The 19,353-nt window shown below is 69.6% G+C and carries 16 protein-coding genes; 9 read left to right on the forward strand and 7 right to left on the reverse strand.

What is annotated here, in order from left to right; genetic code table 11:
• Positions 1–206: 206 nt before the first annotated feature.
• Genes ED92_RS24160 through ED92_RS24180 form a run of 5 tightly spaced genes read left to right on the forward strand, consistent with a single transcriptional unit; the run spans position 207 to position 5,767 of the window.
• Entirely contained in the window at positions 207–737 is a 531-nt protein-coding gene (locus tag ED92_RS24160; RefSeq protein ID WP_037342203.1) for a (2Fe-2S)-binding protein, read from the forward strand.
• Positions 737–3,175 carry a xanthine dehydrogenase family protein molybdopterin-binding subunit gene (locus ED92_RS24165; RefSeq protein ID WP_037342205.1) on the forward strand — a complete coding sequence of 813 codons (2,439 nt, stop codon included), beginning with the start codon at positions 737–739 and terminating at the stop codon, positions 3,173–3,175. Before ED92_RS24160 ends, ED92_RS24165 begins: the two co-directional genes overlap by 1 nt.
• On the forward strand, positions 3,172–4,026 hold the full coding sequence (locus ED92_RS24170) for a xanthine dehydrogenase family protein subunit M (protein WP_037342206.1): 855 nt from the start codon (positions 3,172–3,174) through the stop codon (positions 4,024–4,026). Before ED92_RS24165 ends, ED92_RS24170 begins: the two co-directional genes overlap by 4 nt.
• A gap of 22 nt (positions 4,027–4,048) precedes the next feature.
• Positions 4,049–4,681 carry an SRPBCC domain-containing protein gene (locus ED92_RS24175; RefSeq protein WP_037342207.1) on the forward strand — a complete coding sequence of 211 codons (633 nt, stop codon included), beginning with the start codon at positions 4,049–4,051 and terminating at the stop codon, positions 4,679–4,681.
• Positions 4,682–4,708: 27 nt separating this feature from the next.
• Positions 4,709–5,767, forward strand: a complete 1,059-nt coding sequence (locus tag ED92_RS24180) for an NAD(P)-binding domain-containing protein (protein ID WP_037342209.1) — start codon at positions 4,709–4,711, stop codon at positions 5,765–5,767.
• Here ED92_RS24180 and ED92_RS24185 read toward each other — a convergent pair.
• The gene (locus tag ED92_RS24185) at positions 5,736–6,602 is read right to left on the reverse strand and encodes an alpha/beta fold hydrolase (protein ID WP_037342210.1); all 867 of its coding nucleotides are present in this window, start codon (positions 6,600–6,602) and stop codon (positions 5,736–5,738) included. The genes ED92_RS24180 and ED92_RS24185 overlap by 32 nt on opposite strands.
• 161 nt (positions 6,603–6,763) lie before the next feature.
• On the opposite strand from ED92_RS24185, the gene ED92_RS24190 reads away from it, so the two are divergent.
• The 4 genes from ED92_RS24190 (at position 6,764) to ED92_RS24205 (ending at position 12,887) form a co-directional block, all read left to right on the forward strand.
• Positions 6,764–10,546, forward strand: coding sequence for an amino acid adenylation domain-containing protein (locus ED92_RS24190; RefSeq protein ID WP_037342212.1), 3,783 nt, complete (start codon positions 6,764–6,766; stop codon positions 10,544–10,546).
• A gap of 12 nt (positions 10,547–10,558) precedes the next feature.
• Positions 10,559–11,305 (forward strand): arylmalonate decarboxylase, encoded by a 747-nt coding sequence (locus ED92_RS24195; RefSeq protein ID WP_037342214.1) that lies wholly within the window; start codon positions 10,559–10,561, stop codon positions 11,303–11,305.
• Positions 11,306–11,349: 44 nt separating this feature from the next.
• Entirely contained in the window at positions 11,350–11,922 is a 573-nt protein-coding gene (locus tag ED92_RS24200) for a TetR/AcrR family transcriptional regulator (RefSeq protein WP_037342616.1), read from the forward strand.
• Positions 11,923–11,990: 68 nt separating this feature from the next.
• Positions 11,991–12,887, forward strand: coding sequence for an NAD(P)-dependent oxidoreductase (locus ED92_RS24205; protein WP_255355372.1), 897 nt, complete (start codon positions 11,991–11,993; stop codon positions 12,885–12,887).
• Between the two features lie 4 nt (positions 12,888–12,891).
• Here ED92_RS24205 and iolD read toward each other — a convergent pair whose 3' ends face one another.
• Genes iolD through ED92_RS24235 form a run of 6 tightly spaced genes read right to left on the reverse strand, consistent with a single transcriptional unit; the run spans position 12,892 to position 19,348 of the window.
• Positions 12,892–14,736 carry a 3D-(3,5/4)-trihydroxycyclohexane-1,2-dione acylhydrolase (decyclizing) gene (iolD, locus tag ED92_RS24210; RefSeq protein ID WP_037342216.1) on the reverse strand — a complete coding sequence of 615 codons (1,845 nt, stop codon included), beginning with the start codon at positions 14,734–14,736 and terminating at the stop codon, positions 12,892–12,894.
• Positions 14,733–15,623 (reverse strand): 5-deoxy-glucuronate isomerase, encoded by an 891-nt coding sequence (gene iolB, locus ED92_RS24215; RefSeq protein ID WP_037342217.1) that lies wholly within the window; start codon positions 15,621–15,623, stop codon positions 14,733–14,735. The genes iolD and iolB overlap by 4 nt, the downstream gene beginning before the upstream one ends.
• Positions 15,620–16,552 carry a 5-dehydro-2-deoxygluconokinase gene (gene iolC, locus ED92_RS24220; protein WP_037342219.1) on the reverse strand — a complete coding sequence of 311 codons (933 nt, stop codon included), beginning with the start codon at positions 16,550–16,552 and terminating at the stop codon, positions 15,620–15,622. The genes iolB and iolC overlap by 4 nt, the downstream gene beginning before the upstream one ends.
• Entirely contained in the window at positions 16,549–17,334 is a 786-nt protein-coding gene (locus ED92_RS24225) for an ATP-binding cassette domain-containing protein (protein WP_037342220.1), read from the reverse strand. The genes iolC and ED92_RS24225 overlap by 4 nt, the downstream gene beginning before the upstream one ends.
• Positions 17,331–18,365: an ABC transporter permease gene (locus tag ED92_RS24230; protein ID WP_037342222.1), complete on the reverse strand. Its 1,035-nt coding sequence runs from the start codon at positions 18,363–18,365 to the stop codon at positions 17,331–17,333. Before ED92_RS24230 ends, ED92_RS24225 begins: the two co-directional genes overlap by 4 nt.
• On the reverse strand, positions 18,362–19,348 hold the full coding sequence (locus ED92_RS24235) for a sugar ABC transporter substrate-binding protein (protein WP_037342223.1): 987 nt from the start codon (positions 19,346–19,348) through the stop codon (positions 18,362–18,364). The genes ED92_RS24230 and ED92_RS24235 overlap by 4 nt, the downstream gene beginning before the upstream one ends.
• Between the last annotated feature and the right edge of the window lie 5 nt (positions 19,349–19,353).

Genomic DNA, 19,353 nt, shown 5'->3' on the forward strand with positions numbered 1-19,353 from the left:
CGCCCTTTCCCCTTTCCTCGCAACGCACCTGCGGAACCGCGGTCGAGTCACCCCCTGGTGGGGGTTGCCCTGGCAGGAGCGACGTAGCACGCTCGACTGTGAGTCCGATCACGGTCGTTCCGGGGTCGGTCCGTGACAACCGAATGACCGGCCGCTCCCGAACGACCCCGGACCAGCGCGGGGTTTCTCTTGCTTTTGGAGGCCTGATGCGCATCACCGTCACCGTCGACGGCACCAGCTACACAGACGACGTCGAGCCCCGCACCCTCCTCGTGCATCATCTGCGCGAACGGCTCGGGAAGGTAGGCACCGTGGTCGGTTGCGACACCAGCAACTGCGGCGCCTGCACCGTCCACCTCGACGGGCACAGCGTGAAATCCTGTTCGGTGCTCGCGGTCCAGGCCGACGGCTGCGAGGTCACCACGATCGAGGGACTCGCCCGCGACGGCGAACTCCATCCGGTGCAGAAGGCCTTCCATGAGAACCACGCGCTCCAGTGCGGTTTCTGCACGCCCGGCATGATCATGCAGTCGATCGACCTGCTCGCCGACAATCCCGACCCGGACGAGCAGGCCGTCCGCGAAGGACTGGAAGGCAACCTGTGCCGGTGCACGGGCTACCAGAACATCGTCCGCGCGGTCCGCGACGCCGCCCACGAGATGCGGCCCGGCGCCGGTCCCGAAGCCGAGCGGCTCGCCTCGGACACCGCCTCCCGAGTCGGCGCGGGTGGTGAGTGATGACCTCCACGATCGAACCGGAGGTCGGCAAGTCCCGCCGCCGCAAGGAGGACGAGCGTCTCATCACCGGCCGGACCCGCTGGACCGACAATCTGACCCTGCCCGGCATGCTGCATCTCGCCGTGCTCCGCAGCCCGTTCGCGCACGCCAAGATCGTCTCGATCGACGTGACCGAGGCGAAATCCGCGCCGGGGGTGGTCGCGGTCTTCACCGGGAAGGACCTCGACCCCGAGGGCGCCATCGGCATGCCGTGCGCCTGGCCGATCACGCCGGACATGAAATCGCCGAGGCGGCCCATCCTCGCCTCGGACACGGTGAACTTCGCCGGTGAGGGTGTCGCGGTGGTCGTCGCCCGCACGTCGGCCGAAGCGCACGACGCGCTCGAAGCGATCGACGTCGACTACGACGAGCTGCCGGTCGTCCTCGGCCTGGAGAACGCGCTCGCCGAGGGCGCGCCGCTGGTGCACGAGGAGCTCGGCACCAACCAGAACGCGGTGTGGGTCTTCGATTCCGCCGACGCGGGAACGGGGTCCAGCGTCGAGGACGCGATCTCGAACTCCGAGGTCGTGCTCAAACGGCGGTTCCGTCAGCAGCGCCTGGTGCCGGCGTTCATGGAACCGCGGGCGTGCGTCGTGGACCCGACGGGCAACCAGCTGGTGATGTGGTCGGCCACGCAGGTGCCGCACATCCTCAAGACGATGACCGCGGCCACGCTCGGCCTGCCCGAGCACAAGGTGCGGGTGATCGCGCCGGACGTCGGCGGCGGGTTCGGCGGCAAGATCGCCGTGCTGCCCGAAGAGATGATGGCGACGCTCATCGCGCAGCGGCTCGGCAAACCGGTGAAGTGGAACGAGTCCCGTTCGGAGACGATGGTCGCCGCGCACCACGGCCGCGACCAGATCCAGGACCTCACCATCACCGCGAACCGCGACGGCACGGTGACCGGCCTCAAGGTCGAGCTGCTCGCCGACATGGGCGCGTATCTCGGGCTGGTCGGACCCGGCGTGCCGATCCTCGGCGCGTTCATGTTCAACGCGATCTACAAGTTCCCGGCGTATCACTTCGCCTGCACCAACGTGTTCACCAACACCACGCTCACCGACGCCTATCGCGGCGCCGGGCGGCCGGAGGCCACGTTCGGGATCGAACGGATGATGGACGAACTCGCCGTCGAGCTGGGCATGGACCCGATGGAGATCCGCGAGAAGAACTGGATCAAGCACGAGGAGTTCCCGTTCACCACGGTGGCCGGGCTGACCTACGACTCGGGCAACTACGAGGCCGCCACCGAGAAGGCCAAGCAGCTCTTCGACTACGACGGCCTCCGCCGCGAACAGAAGGAACGGCGGGAATCGGGCGACCCGGTCCAGCTCGGCATCGGCATCTCGACGTTCACCGAGATGTGCGGTCTCGCGCCGTCGCGGGTGCTCGGCTCGCTGGACTACGCGGCGGGCGGCTGGGAGCACGCGGAGATCCGGGTGCTGCCCACCGGCAAGATCGAGGTCATCACCGGCGCCTCCGCCCACGGACAGGGCCACGAGACGGCGTGGAGCCAGATCGTCGCCGACAAACTCGGCGTCCCCTTCGAGGACATCGAGGTCATCCACGGCGACACCCAGTCCTCGCACAAGGGCATGGACACCTACGGCTCCCGGTCGCTGGTGGTCGGCGGGATCGCGGTGGTCAAGGCGGCCGACAAGGTGCTCGCCAAGGCCAAGCCGATCGCGGCGCATCTGATGGAATGCGCAGAGGACGATCTCGAATTCTCGGCGGGCAAGTTCTCGGTCAAGGGCACGGATTCCTCGACGTCCATCCAGGACATCGCGTGGGCCGTGTTCTCGGCGCACAACCTGCCGGACGGCGTCGAGCCCTCGCTGGACTCGTCGGACACGTTCGATCCGGAGAACTTCTCCTTCCCGCACGGCACGCATCTCTGCGCGGCCGAGGTCGACACGGAGACCGGACGCGTGCGGTTGCGCTCCTACGTCTGCGTCGACGACGTCGGTGTCGCGGTCAATCCGCTGATCGTCGAAGGCCAGGTGCACGGCGGGCTCGCGCAGGGCATCGCGCAGGCGCTGTTCGAGGAGGCCGTCCACGACGAAGGCGGCACGCTGACCACGGGGACGTTCGCCGACTACCTGCTCCCGTCGGCGGCGGATCTGCCCAGCTTCACCACCGACCGCACCGAAACCCCGTCGACGACGAACCCGTTGGGCGCCAAGGGAGTCGGGGAGGCGGGCACGATCGCCTCGACCCCGGCGGTGGTCAACGCCGTGGTCGACGCCGTCCGGCATTTCGGGGTGAACGACATCGAAATGCCGTTGACCCCGATGCGGGTCTGGCACGCCATCCAGCACGGGTCGGCCGCCGCGGGCGGACTGGGCTCGGAAGCCGGTGGCGGTCTCGGTTCGATCGACGCCACCGGAGGTGCCCAGTGATCCCGGCCCCGTTCGACTACGTCGCTCCGTCCACAGTGGACGAAGCGATCAGCGCGCTCGCCGAAGCCGGTGAGGACGCCAAGGTGCTGGCGGGCGGGCAGAGCCTGCTGCCGGTGTTGCGGATGCGGCTCGCTACGCCGACCACGCTGGTCGACCTCGGAAAGGTCGCCGAGCTGCGCGGTGTCCGTGAGGACGGCGACGCACTGGTGATCGGCTCGATGACCACGCATTACGACGTCCAGCGGGACGCGTTGGTCGCCGAGCACGCCGCGCTGCTCAAGGCCGCCACCGACACGGTGGCCGATCCGCAGATCCGCCATCGCGGCACGTTCGGCGGCGCCATCGCGCACGCCGATCCCGCCGGTGACCTGCTGGCGCCGGTGCTCGCGCTCGGCTGCGAACTCGTCGTCGCCGGGCCGGGCGGGCGGCGGACGGTGGCCGCGGCGGACTTCTTCCAGGACATGTTCACCACCGCGCTCGCCGCGGACGAACTGCTGGTCGAGGTCCGGGTGCCGAAGCACACCGGCTGGCACGCCCACTACGAGAAGTTCAACCGGGTCGCGCAAGCGTGGTCGATGGTCGCGGTCGCGGCCTGCGTCCGCACCGAGGCGGGCACCATCGAGGAGGCACGGGTCGCGCTCACCAACATGGGCTCGACCCCGGTACGGGCGGCCGGGGTCGAGGAGGCGCTGGTCGGCTGCGCGGCCACCGCCGGGGCGATCCGCGGCGCGGCCGAACGCGCGGCCGAGGGCACGAATCCCACGGCCGACGGCAACTCCGACGTCGAGTACCGGCAGCACCTCGCGCGGGTGCTGACCGGCAGGGCGGTCCTCGCGGCCGCGGGTAGCTAAGACACAGAAGGGAGGTCGGCCCGTGCGGCTCGACCACGAATTCACCGTTCCCGCCCCCGTCGGCGAGGTCTGGAAGGCCGTCGTCGACCCGGAACGGGTGGCGCCGTGCATGCCGGGCGCCACCGTCACCGAGGTCGACGGGGACGCCTTCAAAGGCACGGTGAAGGTCAAGCTCGGGCCGATCTCCCTGCTCTACAAGGGAACCGGCCATTTCGTCGAGAAGGACGCCGACGCGAAGAAAGTGGTGATCAAGGCCGCGGGCAAAGACGCCCGAGGGGCGGGCACGGCGTCGGCGACCGTGACGCTCACCCTGACCGAGAAGGACGGCGTCACGCACGGCGCCGTCGCCACGGAGCTGGCCGTCACCGGGAAGCCGGCGCAGTTCGGGCGAGGGATGATCTCCGAGGTCGGCGGGAAGATCCTCGACTCGTTCGCGGAGTGCCTGTCCGGCAAGCTCGGTACCCCTGAGCCTGAGAAACCGAAGGAACACCCGCCGTTGAAGGCGGTGAAGCCGGTGTCGGAGGGCGAAGCCATCGATCTGATGGAGTACGCGGGCGAATCCGTGGTCAAACGGGTGGCTCCGGTGCTGGTGGCCGTCGCCGGGGTGCTGCTGATCGTCGCCATCGTGCGGGCTGTGACGCAGCGGACGAAATAGTCGGGGGCCGCCACCGTTGAACCCGGTATGAAGGCGGATCACGAAGTCGACGTGGCGGTGATCGGGGCGGGCCAGGCCGGCCTGTCGGCGGCGTATCACCTGCGCCGCGCGGGATTCGCCAACGAGGCGGGTTTCGTCGTGCTCGACCACGGCAAACGACCCGGCGGCGCGTGGCAGTACCGGTGGCCATCGCTGATCGTCGAGAAGGTCCACGGCATCTACGACCTCCCCGGGATGGCCTTCGGCACCCCGGATCCGAAGCTGCCCGCCGCCGACGTCGTCTCCGAGTACTTCGGCCGCTTCGAGCGCACGTATGACCTCCCGGTCCATCGTCCGGTCGATGTCCTGTCGGTGAGCGCGGGGGAAGATCGGCTGATGGTGGCGAGCGCGGCGGAAACGTGGGCCGCGCGGGCGGTGATCAGCGCGACCGGAACCTGGGACCGGCCGTTCTGGCCGCACTATCCGGGGCAAGAGACCTTCCGGGGCCGCCAGCTGCACACCGCCGACTACACTGGCGTCGAGGCTTTCCGCGGGAAGCGGGTCGTCGTGGTCGGCGGTGGTTCGTCGGCCGTCCAGCTGCTGCTGGAGATCGCGCCGTTCGCGCGGTCGACGCGCTGGGTGACCCGGCGCCCGCCGGTGTGGCGCGAAGAGCCGTTCAGCGAGGACTGGGGCCGCGAGGCCGTCGCGAAGGTCGACCGTCGCGTCCGTGAGGGCCTGCCGCCCGAAAGCGTCGTCAGCGTGACCGATCTGGCCGTGACCCCCGAAGTACGCGCGGGGCTGGACGCGGGCGTCCTCGACCGGCGCCCGATGTTCCACCGGATCACGCCGGACGGTGTGGAGTGGTCGGACGGCACCTTCGAGCCCGCCGACGTCATCCTGTGGGCCACCGGGTTCCGTGCCGCGATCGACCATCTGGCGCCGCTGCACCTGCGCGCCGCCGGGGGCGGGATCCGGATGGACGGCACCCGCGTCGTCGCCGAACCGCGGCTGCACCTGGTCGGCTACGGCCCGTCCGCCAGCACCGTCGGCGCGAACCGGGCGGGCCGCGCGGCCGTCACCGAGATCCGGCGCCTGCTCGGACGCTGAGCCGGTCGAGGATCGCGGCCAGATCGGCGGGCCGCCGGAAGAAACCGGCGTGGCTGCTCGCGAGGTCGTGGACGTCGAACGGGTTGTCCGGAGTGAGCGCGTCGCCCTCGGCGATGTAGCGGTCCTGCACGGCGAGCGGCATGGACCGGTCGCCGGTCAGCCTCACGAACGTATGCGGGATCCGGCCCCAGGAATCCTTGTCGGCGCGGTGGTCCCACTCCTGACCGGTCAGCCAGGACACCTCGTCCGGCTGGCTCGTGACGACGACCTGGAGGAACTGCTCCTCGGTGAGTTCGGCGGCGATGGCCTTCCGCAGCGCCTCGCGTTGTGCGCGGTCGGCGCCACGCCAGTTGATCCGGACGAATCCCTGGCGCGCCGGATCACCGACGAAAAGGGGCGCCATCGCGGAGAAGAAGTCGCCGGAAGCCCATTCGGGCGACATCGCGTACTCGCCGGGGTGGCGGTCCACCGGGCACTGCGCGGCGACGTAGACGACGCGGTCGATCAGCTCGGGGATCGCGTTGGCGGCGGCGGTCACCGGGAGCCCGCCGAAACTGTGCGCGACGAGGACGACGGGGCCGTGGTGGCGCACCCGTTGGACCGCCTCGACGACCGGCCGCACGAAGTCGGCCGCGGTCACGTCGCTCATCACCGACGGCTCGGCCGCAAAGGTTTCGAGGTCCTGTTCGTGATAGGCCCTGGTGAATCCCGCGCCCCTGCCGGGGAGATCGATCGCGAGCGTCCGATGCCCGCGCAGCACCATTTCCCGCTGAGTGGCCGTCCAGGCGTGTGCCGAACTTCCCGAACCGTGCACGAAGACGAAAGTGGGAATCATGCGTTCGATTGTGGCGGAATCGAACGCTCGAAACCGGCGGTCGCCCCAAAGGGTGGCAAAGAAGGAACGGCCGGGCGTTCTCGTTTATCGGCCGGTATCTCGCGAGGACCGCATCACTCCTTTGGCAGTGGAAACGAAAACCACGGAATTCGCACTGGGGGATGACCATGCCACCGATCGACCACCTCGCACCGCCGCATCGCGTCCGTTCCGGAACCTGCCTCACGGATCTGCTCGGGCAGTGGTCCCGGACGCGGCCGGAGGCGGTGGCCGTCGTCGACGGCGACCGGGAACTGACCTTCCGCGGACTCGAAGAAGCGAGCGCGGGACTCGCCGCGTATCTCGCCGAGCTGGGAATCGGGGTGGACGACACCGTCGGCCTGCACGTCGAGCCCTCCGCGGACCTGATGATCGGCGCGTGGGGAATTCTCGCCTCCGGCGCGGCTTATCTGCCGTTGTCCCCGGAATATCCGGAAGACCGGCTGCGGTACATGCTCGAAGACAGCGGGACCGGCGTCGTCGTCACGCAGCCGCATCTCGCCGGGCGCCTGGCCGGGCTGGTGCCAGCCGGGACACGGATCGTCTCGGTGACCGACTCCGGAGCGACCGGTGTACCGCTCGGACCCCGGCCGGAGTCGCTCGCGTACGTCATCTACACCTCCGGCAGCACCGGGAAACCGAAGGGCGTGATGATCGAGCACCACAGTGTCGTGTCACAGCTGCGCTGGCTGCGGGCCTGCGGTCACCTGGACACGGACGTCACGGTGCTGCAGAAGACGCCGATGAGCTTCGACGCCGCGCAATGGGAGATCCTCGCGCCCGCCGCCGGCGCCCGCGTGGTGATGAGCGCGCCGGGGAGTTTCCGGGATCCCGAAGCCCTGATCGACACGGTGGTGAAGCACGGCGTCACGACCTTGCAGTGTGTTCCGACGCTGCTGCAGGCGTTGCTCGACACCGAACGTCTCGCGACCTGCACCACGCTGCGGAAGCTGTTCTCCGGCGGCGAGGCGCTTTCGCGGCGGCTGGCCAAGGACCTCGCCGGTGAGCTGCCGTCGGCACGGCTGATCAACCTCTACGGGCCGACCGAATGCACGATCAACGCGACCGCCCACGTCGTCGACCCGGACACGATCGACGAGAGCGCCGGAACGGTCCCGATCGGCGTGCCGGTCGACGACACCGAGTGCTTCGTGCTCGACGACGCCCTCTCCCCGGTCGACATCGGGGAGACGGGCGAGCTGTACATCGGCGGCGTGCAGCTCGCGCGGGGCTACCTGAACCGGCCGGAGCAGACGGCCGAGAAGTTCGTGCCGAATCCGTTCGTGCCGACCGGACGGCTGTACCGCACCGGCGACCTCGTCCAGTGGAACCCCGACGGCACCCTCCAGTTCGTCGGCCGTGCCGACAACCAGGTCAAGCTGCGCGGCTACCGCGTCGAGCTGGACGAGATCGCGGTGGCGATCGAGGAGCACACCTGGGTGCGCCGGGCCGCGGCGGTGGTGACCGACGACGCGCGGACCGGCTCGAAGGCGCTCGTCGCCTGTGTGGAGCTGAATCCGCGCGAAGCCGCGGTGATGGATCAGGGCAACCACGGCGGGCACCACCAGTCGAAGGCCAGCAAGCTGCAGGTCAAGGCGCAGCTGTCGAATCCCGGTGTCCGCGACGTCGCGGGCTTCCCCGCAGTCGCGTTGCCGGGCAAACGGGCGACCGGTCTCCAGCGGCGGGAAGTCTTCGCCCGCAAGACGTATCGCTATTACGAGGGCGGCGCGGTCACTCGCGACGACCTCGCCGCGCTCCTGGCACCGGAACCGGTTCGCACATATTCGCGCGAACCCGGCGAGCTCGCGTTCGCCGAACTGGGTGAGCTGCTCCGGTGGTTCGGCCGGTTCCACAGCGACGAGCGGCTGCTGCCGAAGTACGCGTACGCCTCACCGGGCGCGCTGTACGCGACGCAGCTCTACCTGGAGACCAGCGGTCTCGACGGTCTCGGCGCCGGGCTGTACTACCACCACCCCATCGACCACACGCTGGTCCGGATCGGCGCGAGCACGGGCACCGGGCACTCGGTGCACTTCATCGGGCGTAACGGCGCCATCGAGCCGGTTTACAAGAACAACATCCGCGAGGTCCTCGAGTTCGAGACCGGACACATGGTCGGGGTGTTCGAGGAGATCCTGCCCGGATACGGCCTCGCGATCAGTCCGGCGGCGTCCGACCCCACGGTCGCCGCGCGGGCCGGTGCCGCCGCCGATGACCACTACCTCGGCACATTCTCCTTGCACGCCAACGATGGCGAGCGTCGGCGGGACGACGTCGAGCTGTTCGTCCAAGCGCATCCGGGCCGCGTCGAGGGGCTGCCCGCCGGCACCTACCGCTGGCGCGGCGGTGACTTCGAACGGATCTCCGGCAAGCTCATCGAGGCCAAGCACGTGATCGCGATCAACCAGCAGGTGTACGGACGCGCGGCCTTCGGTATCACCGCGGTGAGCCGCACCGCCGACGAGCGGCTGGCGTACATCGGTCTCGGCGCGAAGCTGCATCACTTGCAGCGCAACGGTTCGGGTTTCGGTTTCATGTCGTCGGGCTACAGCTCGAAGAGCGGCAACCCGTTGCCCGCCGCCCGGCGGATCGACGACATCCTCGCCGGACAGGGGATCGCCCCGGGGCCGTCGTACTTCTTCGTCGGCGGCAAGGTGAGCCCGGAGCAGGCGCTCAGCGAGGGCATGCGCGAAGACGCCGTGCACATGAAGGGCCCGGCGGAGATCATCCGCGACGAACTCGCGACCACCCTGCCCGACTACATGATCCCGAACCGGGTGCTGGTGCTGGACGCGTTGCCGTTGACCGCCAACGGAAAGGTCGACGCGCACGCGCTGGCCGAGACCGACGCCGCCCGTTCCGCGAGCACGGGCGCGCCCTATGTCGCTCCCTCGACGAGCCACGAACGGTGGCTGGCCGGAGTGTGGGGCAAGGCGCTGAACTACGACGACGTCTCGGCGCACGACGACTTCTTCGCCGCGGGAGGCAACTCGCTGACCGCGGTCTCCCTGGTGAACCGGATCAATCGCGAGTTCGGCACCCGGTTGCCATTGCAGGTGGTCTTCGAATGTCCGAAGCTGGCCGACCTGGCCACCCGCATCGGCGAGGACTCCACCGGGCCGTCGTCACGGTTGGTCCCGCTGGCGACCGGCGAAGGTCGTCCGGTGTTCTGCTGGCCCGGCCTCGGCGGCTATCCCATGAACCTGCGGTCGCTGGCTTCGGAAAGCGGCCTCGGGCGGCCGTTCTACGGTGTGCAGGCCCACGGGATCAACGCGGGCGAGACGCCGTACGCCACGGTCGAGGAGATGGCGAAGGCCGACGTCGCCGAGATCCGGCGCGTCCAGCCGGAGGGGCCGTACACGCTGTGGGGCTACTCGTTCGGCGCGCGGGTGGCCTTCGAAGCGGCCTGGCAGCTGGAACAGCAGGGGCAGCGGGTGGCGGATCTGCTGCTGATCTGCCCGGGCAATCCCGAGGTCGGCGGCGAGCGGGTGGCGAGCTACTCGAACCCGGCGTACCTGACGATCCTGCTGTCGGTCTTCCTCGGCTCGATCTCCGGGTCCGAAACGGTGGCCTGCCGGGAAACGGTCCGTGACGAAGACGGCTTCGTGGCCTTCGTGGCGAAGCTGCTTCCCGCGCTTGACGAGCAGCTGATCCGGCGGATCGTCCGGATCGTGGAGGAGACCTACGAGTTCGACTACACCTTCCGTGAACTCGCGCGGCGGCGGATCGCGGCCCGGGTGACGCTGTTCAAGGCCGACGGCGACGACTACTCGTTCGTCGAGAACAGCTCCGGGTACTCGGCCACGCCACCGGAGGTCGTGACGCTCGAAGGCGATCACTACAGCGTCCTCAAGGAGAACGGGGTCGCTGAACTGGTTTCGGCGATCCGTGCCCGGCTGAGCTAAGGAGAAGCGCCAGTGCCCGACTCCCTCGGTCCCCGCCTCAAGGTCGGCGTCGTCGTCCCGTCCACCAACACCTCGGCGCAGCCGGAACTGGACGCGCTGCGCCCCGACGGCGTCACCAACCACACCGGCCGGATGGTGATCGACGACGACCCGATGGTCGACGAACCCGGATTCGACCACGTCATGCACGGGATCCGGCGGTCGACGGGGCAGGCGATCCGCGGTGTCGTCGGCTGCGACCCCGACTGCGTGATCATCGGGGTCTCCCCGGAGAGCCATTGGGAGGGAACGGAGGCGCACGGCCGCGTCCTCGGCGTGATGCGGGAGACCGCGGGTGGGCGTCCGGTGACGATGAGCCCGGACGCGATCGACGCCGCGCTCGCCACGTACGGCGCCCGCCGGATCGCGGTGATCACGCCGTATCTGCCGGTCGGCGATGGTCCGGTGCGCCGTTTCTTCGGCGACAGCGGCTACGACCTGCTGCGCGTCCACGGTCTCGGCATGCCCAGCCCGGCCAAGATCTCGCACATCTCCGAGACCGCGCTCCGCGACGCGGTCAAGGAGATCGACCACGCCGACGTCGAGGCCATCGTCCAGGTCGGCACCAACGTCGCCATGTCGCGGCTCGCGGCGACCGCCGAGTTCTGGCTCGGCAAACCGGTGCTCTCGAACAACGTCGTCCTGTACTGGCACGCCCTGCGGCAGAACGGCGTCGCCGATCGCGTGCGCGGCTTCGGCTCCCTGCTGGCGGAGCACTGACCGGTATTTGACTGATCGTTACAGAACGTGGGATGCTGGGCGGTATGCCCCGCCCCAAGGGTTTCGATCCCGCCGAGGTGCTCGACGCCGCGGTCGGCACGTTCTGGCGCAAGGGATACGCCGCCACGTCGGCCCAGGACCTGGTCGACGGCACCGGGCTCGGACGGGGCAGCCTGTACAACACGTTTTCGGGCAAGCAGCAGCTGTTCAGCCAGGCGCTTCGGCGCTACGAGGAGACGTCCGCGACCAGGGTCGAGGAGATGCTGGCCGCGCCGGGCACCATCCGAGCGCGGATCAGACGTGTCCTGATGGACGTCGTCGACGACGAGCTGGACCCGTCCGACGCGCATCGCGGCTGCCTGGCGGTCAACGCCGCCCTCGAACTCGGCGGCATCGACGACGAGGTCACCGCCCGCGTCCGCCACAACTTCGAGCGGGTGGAGAACGCGTTCCACGCCGAGTTCGCCGCCGCCCGGGAGCAGGGCGAGATCGGCGGCGATCCGCGGGCACTGGCGCGGTTCACCCTCGCCGCGATGTACGGACTGCGGGTTCTCGGCAAGACCGCGGACCGGCAGGCACTCACCCAAGTAGTCGAAACCACCATCCAGGCGTTGTGATGTTCCAGGTTTCGTGACAGAACCCCAGCCCTCACACGAATTTCTTGTGTCCGAGTTCTTTAACGAGCATTCCACTATCGGCAAGGAGCAGGCAACTCATGACGGAGACCGTCGCGGTGCTCGGCACCGGAATCATCGGTGCCCCGGTCGCGCGCAACCTGAGCGAGGCCGGGTTCGCGGTCCGGGCCTGGAACCGCACCGCGGCCAAGGCCGAGGCCCTCGCCGAGCATGGTGTCGGAGTCGCCGGTAGCGCCGTGGAAGCCGTCGAAGGCGCGCGTGTCGTGATCACGGTCCTCACGGACGGCCAGGCGGTGCTGGCGGCCATCCGCGCGGCCGCCCCCGCCGCGGGCACGATCTGGGTGCAGCTCAGCACCGTCGGCGACGCCGTCGAGGAGCTGGCCAAGTACGCCGACGAGCAGGGGCTCGTCTTCGTCGACGCGCCGGTGCAGGGCACCCGCCAGCCCGCCGAACAGGGCCAGTTGATCGTGCTGGCGGCGGGCGCGGCCGAGGTTCGCGAGACCGTCCAGCCGCTGTTCGACGCGATCGGCAAGCGCACGCTGTGGGTCGGCGAAGACGGCCGCACCGGCGCCGCGAGCAGGCTCAAGCTCGTGCTGAACACCTGGGTGATCGCGCTGACCCACGGCGTCGGCGAGGCGCTCGCGCTGGCCGAAGGGCTCGGTGTCGACCCGCGGCATTTCGTCGACGTCGTCACCGGCGGCCCGATGGACAACGGCTACTTCCAGGCCAAATCCGCCGCGATCCTCAACGACGACTACACCACCGCCTTCTCGGTCGACAACGCCGAGAAGGACGCCCGGCTCGTCCTGGCCGCCGCGGCCCGCGCGGGGGTCCGGATGGACGCCGTCGAAGCCGGGCGAGCCCGTTTCGCCCGCGCGTCCGAGGCCGGGCACGGCGACGAAGACATGGCGGCCGGCTACTTCGCCAGCTTCACCGACCGCGTTTAGTCCTCTAAATGCGGTCGGACAGGTACCGGACCTGGGCGGCCTTCCCGCGCTCGATCCCCTCCCTTCCCGAGAGGTGCTCCGGAACGCCGACTTCCCACCACGCGCCGGCCTCGGTCCACGAGTCCGGCCGGGTCCGCACCACGACCACCGCCGGTCGCTTTCCGGCCACCGCGGCTTCCCGTGCCTTCGCGTAGGCCGCGCGCACGTCGTCCACAGTGGACGCCGGGAACACCGCGCACCCCAGCGACTCCGCGTGCCGCGCGAAATCGACTCGAGGGGGAGTGGTGTGCGCGCTCCGGCAGTCGCCGAGGAGGTTGTTGAACGGTTTGCCGCCCTGCCCCTCCTGCAGCCGCGCGATGACCGCGTAACCGTCGTTGTCGCAGACCACCGCCACGAAAGGATGCCCGGCGAAGGCGGCCGAGAACAGTTCCGAGTTCAGCATCAGGTACGAACCATCGCCGAGCATCGTGGTGACCAGGCCCTCGGTATGCGCCATCGCCGCACCCCACGCGCCCGCGAGCTCATAACCCATACAGGAGAACCCGTACTCGACGTCCATGCTGATCGAGCCCGATCCGCGCCAGCCGCCGATGAGCTCGCCCGGCATCCCGCCGGAAGCGGTCATCACGTAGTCGTGCGGCTCGGAGAGATCGTTGACCGCGCCGACGACCTGGGCATACGTCGGCACTTCGCCGGAAACGGCGCGCAGATTGTCGATATGCGTGTCCCAACGGCTTCTCTCCGCCGCGGCCCGCTCTGTCCACAGTGGATCGATCTGCCAGTTTTCGAGCTGGGCCGACAAATCCACGAGACCCGCGTCGGCGTCGCCCACGACGGCCAGCGCGCCGTGCTTGACGGCGTCGAACCGGGCGGCGTTCAAGGTGATCAGCCGGACATCCGGGGAGAACACCGTCCAGGACGCCGTGGTGAAGTCCTGCAATCGGGTGCCGACGGCCAGCACGACGTCGGCTTCGGCGGCCAGCACGTTCGCCGAGGTCGAGCCCGTGACGCCGAGCGGACCGGCGTGCAGGGGATGGCCGTGCGGCACGAGCGTGCGTCCCGCCGTGGTTTCGGTGATCGGGATGCCGTGCCGCCCGGCGAAGGCCAGCGCACGCTCACCCGCGCCGGAATACCGGATGCCACCGCCGAGTACCAGCAACGGTTTCCGCGCGGCCCGCAGCACGCCTGCCGCTTCGGTGAGCGCCCGGCGATCGGGCCGCGGCCGCTGCGGGCGATGGGTCACCGGCGCGAACAACGCTTCCGGGAAGTCGAAGGTCTCGGCCTGGACATCCTGGGGGAGCGCCAGCGTCACCGGCCCCGCGTCCGCCGGATCGGTCAGCACCCTGGCGACCTGCGGCAACGTCGAGAGCAGCTGCTCCGGCCGGGTGATCCGGTCGAAGTACCGGCTCACCGCGCGGAAGGCGTCGTTGACCGTGGCCGTCGGATCGCCGAAATGCTCCACCTGCTGGAGCACGGGATCGGGGGCGCGGCTGGTGAAGGTGTCGCCGGGGAGCAGCAGCACCGGCAGCCGGTTCGCATGCGCGACCCCGGCCGCGGTGACCATGTTCAGCGCGCCGGGCCCGATCGACGACGTCACCACGCCCACCTGGCGCCGATGCGTCGCCTTGGCGTAGCCGACCGCCGCGAGCGCCATGCCCTGCTCGGTCTGCCCGCGCCACACGGGAAGCTCGTCGCGGTGCTCCTCCAGCGCGGTGCCGAGACCGAGGACGTTGCCGTGCCCGAAGATCGCGAACACCCCGGGGAACAACGGGACTTCCCGCCCGTCGAGGGTTTCCGATCGCTGCGCGAGCAGCCAGCGCACCAGGGCCTGTGCCGTGGTCAGCTTCATGAGACCCGCCCTTCATGGCTCGTGACCGGGCAGCGCGGGTCGAGCTCCTGGTCGTTCCAGGTGTCGCGGACCCAGCCGTGCGCGGGGTCGTCGCAAAACGCCATCGACCGCTCGTCGGCGGGCCCGGCCAGGATGTTCAGGTAGTACATCGGGTAGCCCGGCGCGGCGACGCAAGGACCGTGATAGCCGCGCGGGATCAGGAAGACGTCCCCGTCCCGGACCGCGACGTCCTCGTCCAGCTCACCGTCGGCGGTGTACGTCCGGTGCAGGCCGAACCCTTCGCGGGAAGGGGTCACACCGTCGCGGCCGGCGATGCGGAAGTAGTAGATCTCCTCGTTGACCACCTCGCATTCGGACACCTCGTCGTGTTTGTGCGGCGGGTACGACGACCAGTTGCCGCCCGGCGTGATCAGCTCGCACGCGTTCAGCTTGTCCGCGTGGTCCCAGACGCCCGGTACACCGAAGTTGGTGACCTGCCTGGTCGCCTGCCCCGCCCCGCGTACCTCCACCGGAACGTTCTCGGCCGGTCCGTAGCGCGGTTCGAGACGGCGGCCGCAGCGGGCCATCGGCAGCGCGACCTCGATCCCCGCCGCTGTCGACAACTCGACTTCGGCGTCGCGCGGCACATAGGCGAAATCCGTGACGCGGGTGAACACCGAATCCCGCCCCGCCAGCTCGAAGACCTGCCCGTCGACCCGGACCGTGCACGATCCCGCCAGCGGAAGGACGAACGCTTCGTATTCGCCGGTGCGTACCAGCCGGGTCTCGCCGGCGGCCAGCGAGAGCACCCGCAGCCCGCTGTAGGTCCAGCCCGCCGAGTCCGGGGTGAGCCGGACCGGATCCCGACCGTCCGAAAGCGTCCCGAGTGGACGGTGCAGCTTGCTCACAGCAACTCCTCGATCTCGTCGGCGGTGGGCATGGCGTCGGCGCAGGCGAGCCGGGAGGCGACGAGCGCGCCCGCCGCGTTGGCGTAGGTGGCGATGCGCACCGGATCCCAGCCGGAGAGCAGACCGTGGATCAGCGCGCCACCGAAACCGTCCCCGGCGCCGAGCCCGCAGACGACCTCCACCCGCTGGGGCGGCACGGTCCAGCGGCCTTCGGCGGTCGCCACCAGCACGCCCTCCGCGCCCTTCTTGATCACCGCCAGTTCGACACCCCTGGCCAGCATCCGGGACGCGGCCTCGTCGGGATCCGCCGTGCCGACGGCGACCTCCGCCTCGGCGCGGTTGCCGACCGCGACCGTGACGTGGTCGAGCATCCAGCCGATCTCCGCGCGTGCCGTCCCGGTGTCCGGCCAGAACATCGGCCGGAAGTCGAGGTCCAGCACGGTATGCGACCGGCGGCCGCGCCGTTCGAGCATCCGGCGCTGGGTGGAGCGCGCCGGTTCGACCGAGACACCGGTCCCGGTGACCCACAGCAGGGGAACGGATTCCACGACGTCCCAGGGCACATCGTGTTCGTCGATGGTCAGATCCGGGGCGATCGGCGACCGGTAGAACAGCAACGGCGGATCCGCGGGCGGGTCCAGCGAGCAGAACACCACCGGCGTCTGCAACCCTTCCGACGTCCCGACGTGCTCGGGGGACACGCCGAACTCCCGCAGCGCCTGCCGCACGTACTCGCCGAAGCCGTCCGGGCCGACCTTCGTCAGCACCGACGTCGAGCGGCCGAGCCGCGCGGCGGCGACCGCGACGTTGGTCGCGGTGCCGCCGAGCGATTTGGCGAAGGTGCTGACCCCGGCCAGCGGCACGCCGCTCTGCTCGGGGTAGAGGTCCACCCCGACCCGGCCGACGGTCAGTGCTTCGAGAACGGTCATGAAGGGGACTCCGCGGCTCGCAATTCGTGTTCGAGGGCTTCCAGTTCCGCGCCGCCCGCCATCTGCCTGGTCAGTTCGGCCAGGTCGATCTCGGACTTCTCGTAGGCGCCGAGCGACGCGCCTCGTTTGAGCAGCAGGAAACGATCGGCCACCGGATACGCGTGATGCGGGTTGTGCGTGATCAGGACGACGCCGAGCCCGCGGTCACGGGCCTGCGCGACGTACTTGAGCACGACCCCCGCCTGTTTGACGCCCAGCGCGGCCGTCGGCTCGTCGAGGATCAGCACCTTCGCGCCGAAGTACACGGCCCGCGCGATGGCGACGCACTGCCGCTCGCCACCGGAGAGCGTGCCGACCGGCTGCTCGACGTCGCGCAGGTCGATGCCCATGTCGGACAACGCCTTCTTGGTCGTCTCGCGGCCCTTCTTCCGGTCCAGCGCGCGGAACGGGCCGAAACCCACCGTCGGCTCGGAGCCGAGGAAGAAGTTCCGCCACACGCTCATCAGCGGAACGACCGCGAGATCCTGGTACACCGTCGCGATCCCGCGATCGAGCGCTTCACGCGGCGAGGCGAACTTGACCGGCTCGCCCTCGACCAGGAACTCGCCCCGGTCGTGCTGATGGACTCCGGCCAGGATCTTGATCAACGTGGACTTCCCGGCGCCGTTGTCGCCGAGCACGCAGGTGACCTCGCCCGCGTTGACCACGGTGGAGACGTCGCGCAGCGCGATCACGCTGCCGTAGGTCTTGCCGACGTCCTTCACCTCGAGGAGACGACTCATCGCCGGACCCTTTCCGCTCGCCGCCGGAAGGCGTTGTTGACCAGGACCGCGGACAGCAGCATCACCCCGAGGAACAGCATGAACCAGTCGCTGTCCCAGCGGGCGAACACGATTCCCTGCCGCGCCATACCGAAGATCAGCGCGCCGATCGCGGCGCCGATCGCCGAACCGAACCCGCCGGTCAGCAGGCAGCCGCCGATCACGGCCGCGATGATGTACTGGAACTCCAGCCCGATGCCCTGGTTCGCCTGGACACTCGCGAACCGCAGGATGTTGATCGAGCCGACCAGCCACGCGGCGAGCGCGGTGGTCATGAACAGCAGGATCTTGGTGCGCACCACCGGCACCCCGACCGCGCGCGAACTCTGCGCGGAGCCGCCGACGGCGAAGATCCAGTTGCCGAAGCGGGTCCTCACCAGCAGCCAGGCCGCCAGCACGGCGAACCCGATCCACCAGAGGATCGAGATCTGGAACGCCGTCCCACCGATGTCCACAGTGGACGCGAAGACGAAGCCGGCGGACTCGTAGCCGTCGGTCGAACGCATCCCGGACACCTGGACGGTGCCGGTGACCAGCCGGGTGACGCCGAGGTTGAGGCCTTGCAAGGCAAGGAAGGTGCCCAGGGTGACGATGAAACTGGGCAACCCGGTGCGCATCACCAGCCAGCCGTTGAACGCGCCGACCGCGAGGGCGAAGACCAGCGACGCGAACAGCGCGAGCCAGACGTTCCAGCCCGCCTGCGTCGCCAGCGTCGCGGTGACGAGCGCCGTGGACGCCGTCATGACCCCGGCGGAGAGGTCGAACTCGCCGCCGATCATCAGCAGGGACACCGCGACCGCCATGATGCCGAGCGTCGAGGCGTCGTCCAGCCAGGTCGCCACGCCGCTGCCGCTGAAGAACTGGTCGGTGACGACGGTGAAGAACAGGAAGACGACGACGGCGCCGAGCAGCGCGCCGATCTCGGGCCGGACGACCAGCCGGTCCATCAGCCGCGGTTTCGCGATCCGTTCGTCGAGGGTGGTGGTTGTCATCGCGTGCCCCTTTGCACGTACTGGCCGACGGTGTCCACAGTGGATTTGTCGACCAGGTCGGGCCCGGTGAGCACCGGCTTCCCGCCGCCGACGACGTTCGCGTTGTCCCGGTAGAGCTTGAGGAACTGCACCGGCAGATAGCCCTGCTCGTACTGCTGCTGATCGACCGCGAAGACCACGTCGCCCGCCTTGATCGCGCCGACCACGTCGGTGTTGAGGTCGAACGTGCCGACCTGGGCCTTCGAGCCGACCGCCTTGATCGCGCTCACCGCACGGGCGGCGACCTGCGAGTTCAGCGTCAGGACGGCGTCGAGGGAGGAGTCGGTCTGCACCGCGCCCCTGATCCGGGATTCGGCGTCGGTGGGGTTGCTGATGTCGACCTGCAGGGTCTGCACGTCGCCCGCGAAGCCGGTCTTGGCGCCGTCGCAGCGCTGCGCCTGCCCGACGTTGCCCGCTTCGTGGACCACGCAGAGCAGCTTCTTCTTGCCGAGCTCGCGGAACTTCTTCCCGGCCTCTTCACCCGCGATGGTCTCGTTCTGCCCGACGTGGGTGAGCGCGCCGTACGCGGCGCTCTTGTCCTCACCGGAGTTGATGGTGATGACCGGGATCCCGGCGCGGACCGCGTTCTCGATCGAGGTTTTGAGCGCCTCCGGGTTCGCCATCGAGACCACGAGCCCGCCGACCCGCTGGGCGACCGCGTTGTCGATCAGCTTGGCCTGGTTGCCGGGGTCTCCGTCCGAGTTGTACTCGACCTGGACGTCGAGCTGCCTGCCCGCCTCTTCGGCGCCGTTCTTGACCACGTTCCAGAACGCGTCACCGGCCGTGCCGTGCGAGATGACCGCCACCCGCAGCGGCCCGCTGGGCTGGGTCGTCGCCGGGCCCGCGCCGGCGGCGGGTTTCTCCTCGGCCTTCGGTCCGGTGCACGCGGACAGGAGCAGCAGCCCCGCCACGACCACCAAAACCTTCTTCAAGCGATGGGACATCGTCG

Origin of the sequence: Amycolatopsis sp. MJM2582, from assembly GCF_000754115.1 — a bacterium.
GTDB lineage: Bacteria > Actinomycetota > Actinomycetes > Mycobacteriales > Pseudonocardiaceae > Amycolatopsis > Amycolatopsis japonica.

What these genes read in the sequence shown, in the direction of transcription:
- ED92_RS24160 (WP_037342203.1), top strand. Translation starts at nt 207, where the DNA reads ATGCGCATCACCGTCACCGTCGACGGCACCAGCTACACAGACGACGTC.
- ED92_RS24165 (WP_037342205.1), top strand. Translation starts at nt 737, where the DNA reads ATGACCTCCACGATCGAACCGGAGGTCGGCAAGTCCCGCCGCCGCAAG.
- ED92_RS24180 (WP_037342209.1), top strand. Translation starts at nt 4,709, where the DNA reads ATGAAGGCGGATCACGAAGTCGACGTGGCGGTGATCGGGGCGGGCCAG.
- ED92_RS24185 (WP_037342210.1), bottom strand. Translation starts at nt 6,602, where the DNA reads ATGATTCCCACTTTCGTCTTCGTGCACGGTTCGGGAAGTTCGGCACAC.
- ED92_RS24190 (WP_037342212.1), top strand. Translation starts at nt 6,764, where the DNA reads ATGACCATGCCACCGATCGACCACCTCGCACCGCCGCATCGCGTCCGT.
- ED92_RS24200 (WP_037342616.1), top strand. Translation starts at nt 11,350, where the DNA reads ATGCCCCGCCCCAAGGGTTTCGATCCCGCCGAGGTGCTCGACGCCGCG.
- iolD (WP_037342216.1), bottom strand. Translation starts at nt 14,736, where the DNA reads ATGAAGCTGACCACGGCACAGGCCCTGGTGCGCTGGCTGCTCGCGCAG.
- iolC (WP_037342219.1), bottom strand. Translation starts at nt 16,552, where the DNA reads ATGACCGTTCTCGAAGCACTGACCGTCGGCCGGGTCGGGGTGGACCTC.
- ED92_RS24225 (WP_037342220.1), bottom strand. Translation starts at nt 17,334, where the DNA reads ATGAGTCGTCTCCTCGAGGTGAAGGACGTCGGCAAGACCTACGGCAGC.
- ED92_RS24230 (WP_037342222.1), bottom strand. Translation starts at nt 18,365, where the DNA reads ATGACAACCACCACCCTCGACGAACGGATCGCGAAACCGCGGCTGATG.
- ED92_RS24235 (WP_037342223.1), bottom strand. Translation starts at nt 19,348, where the DNA reads ATGTCCCATCGCTTGAAGAAGGTTTTGGTGGTCGTGGCGGGGCTGCTG.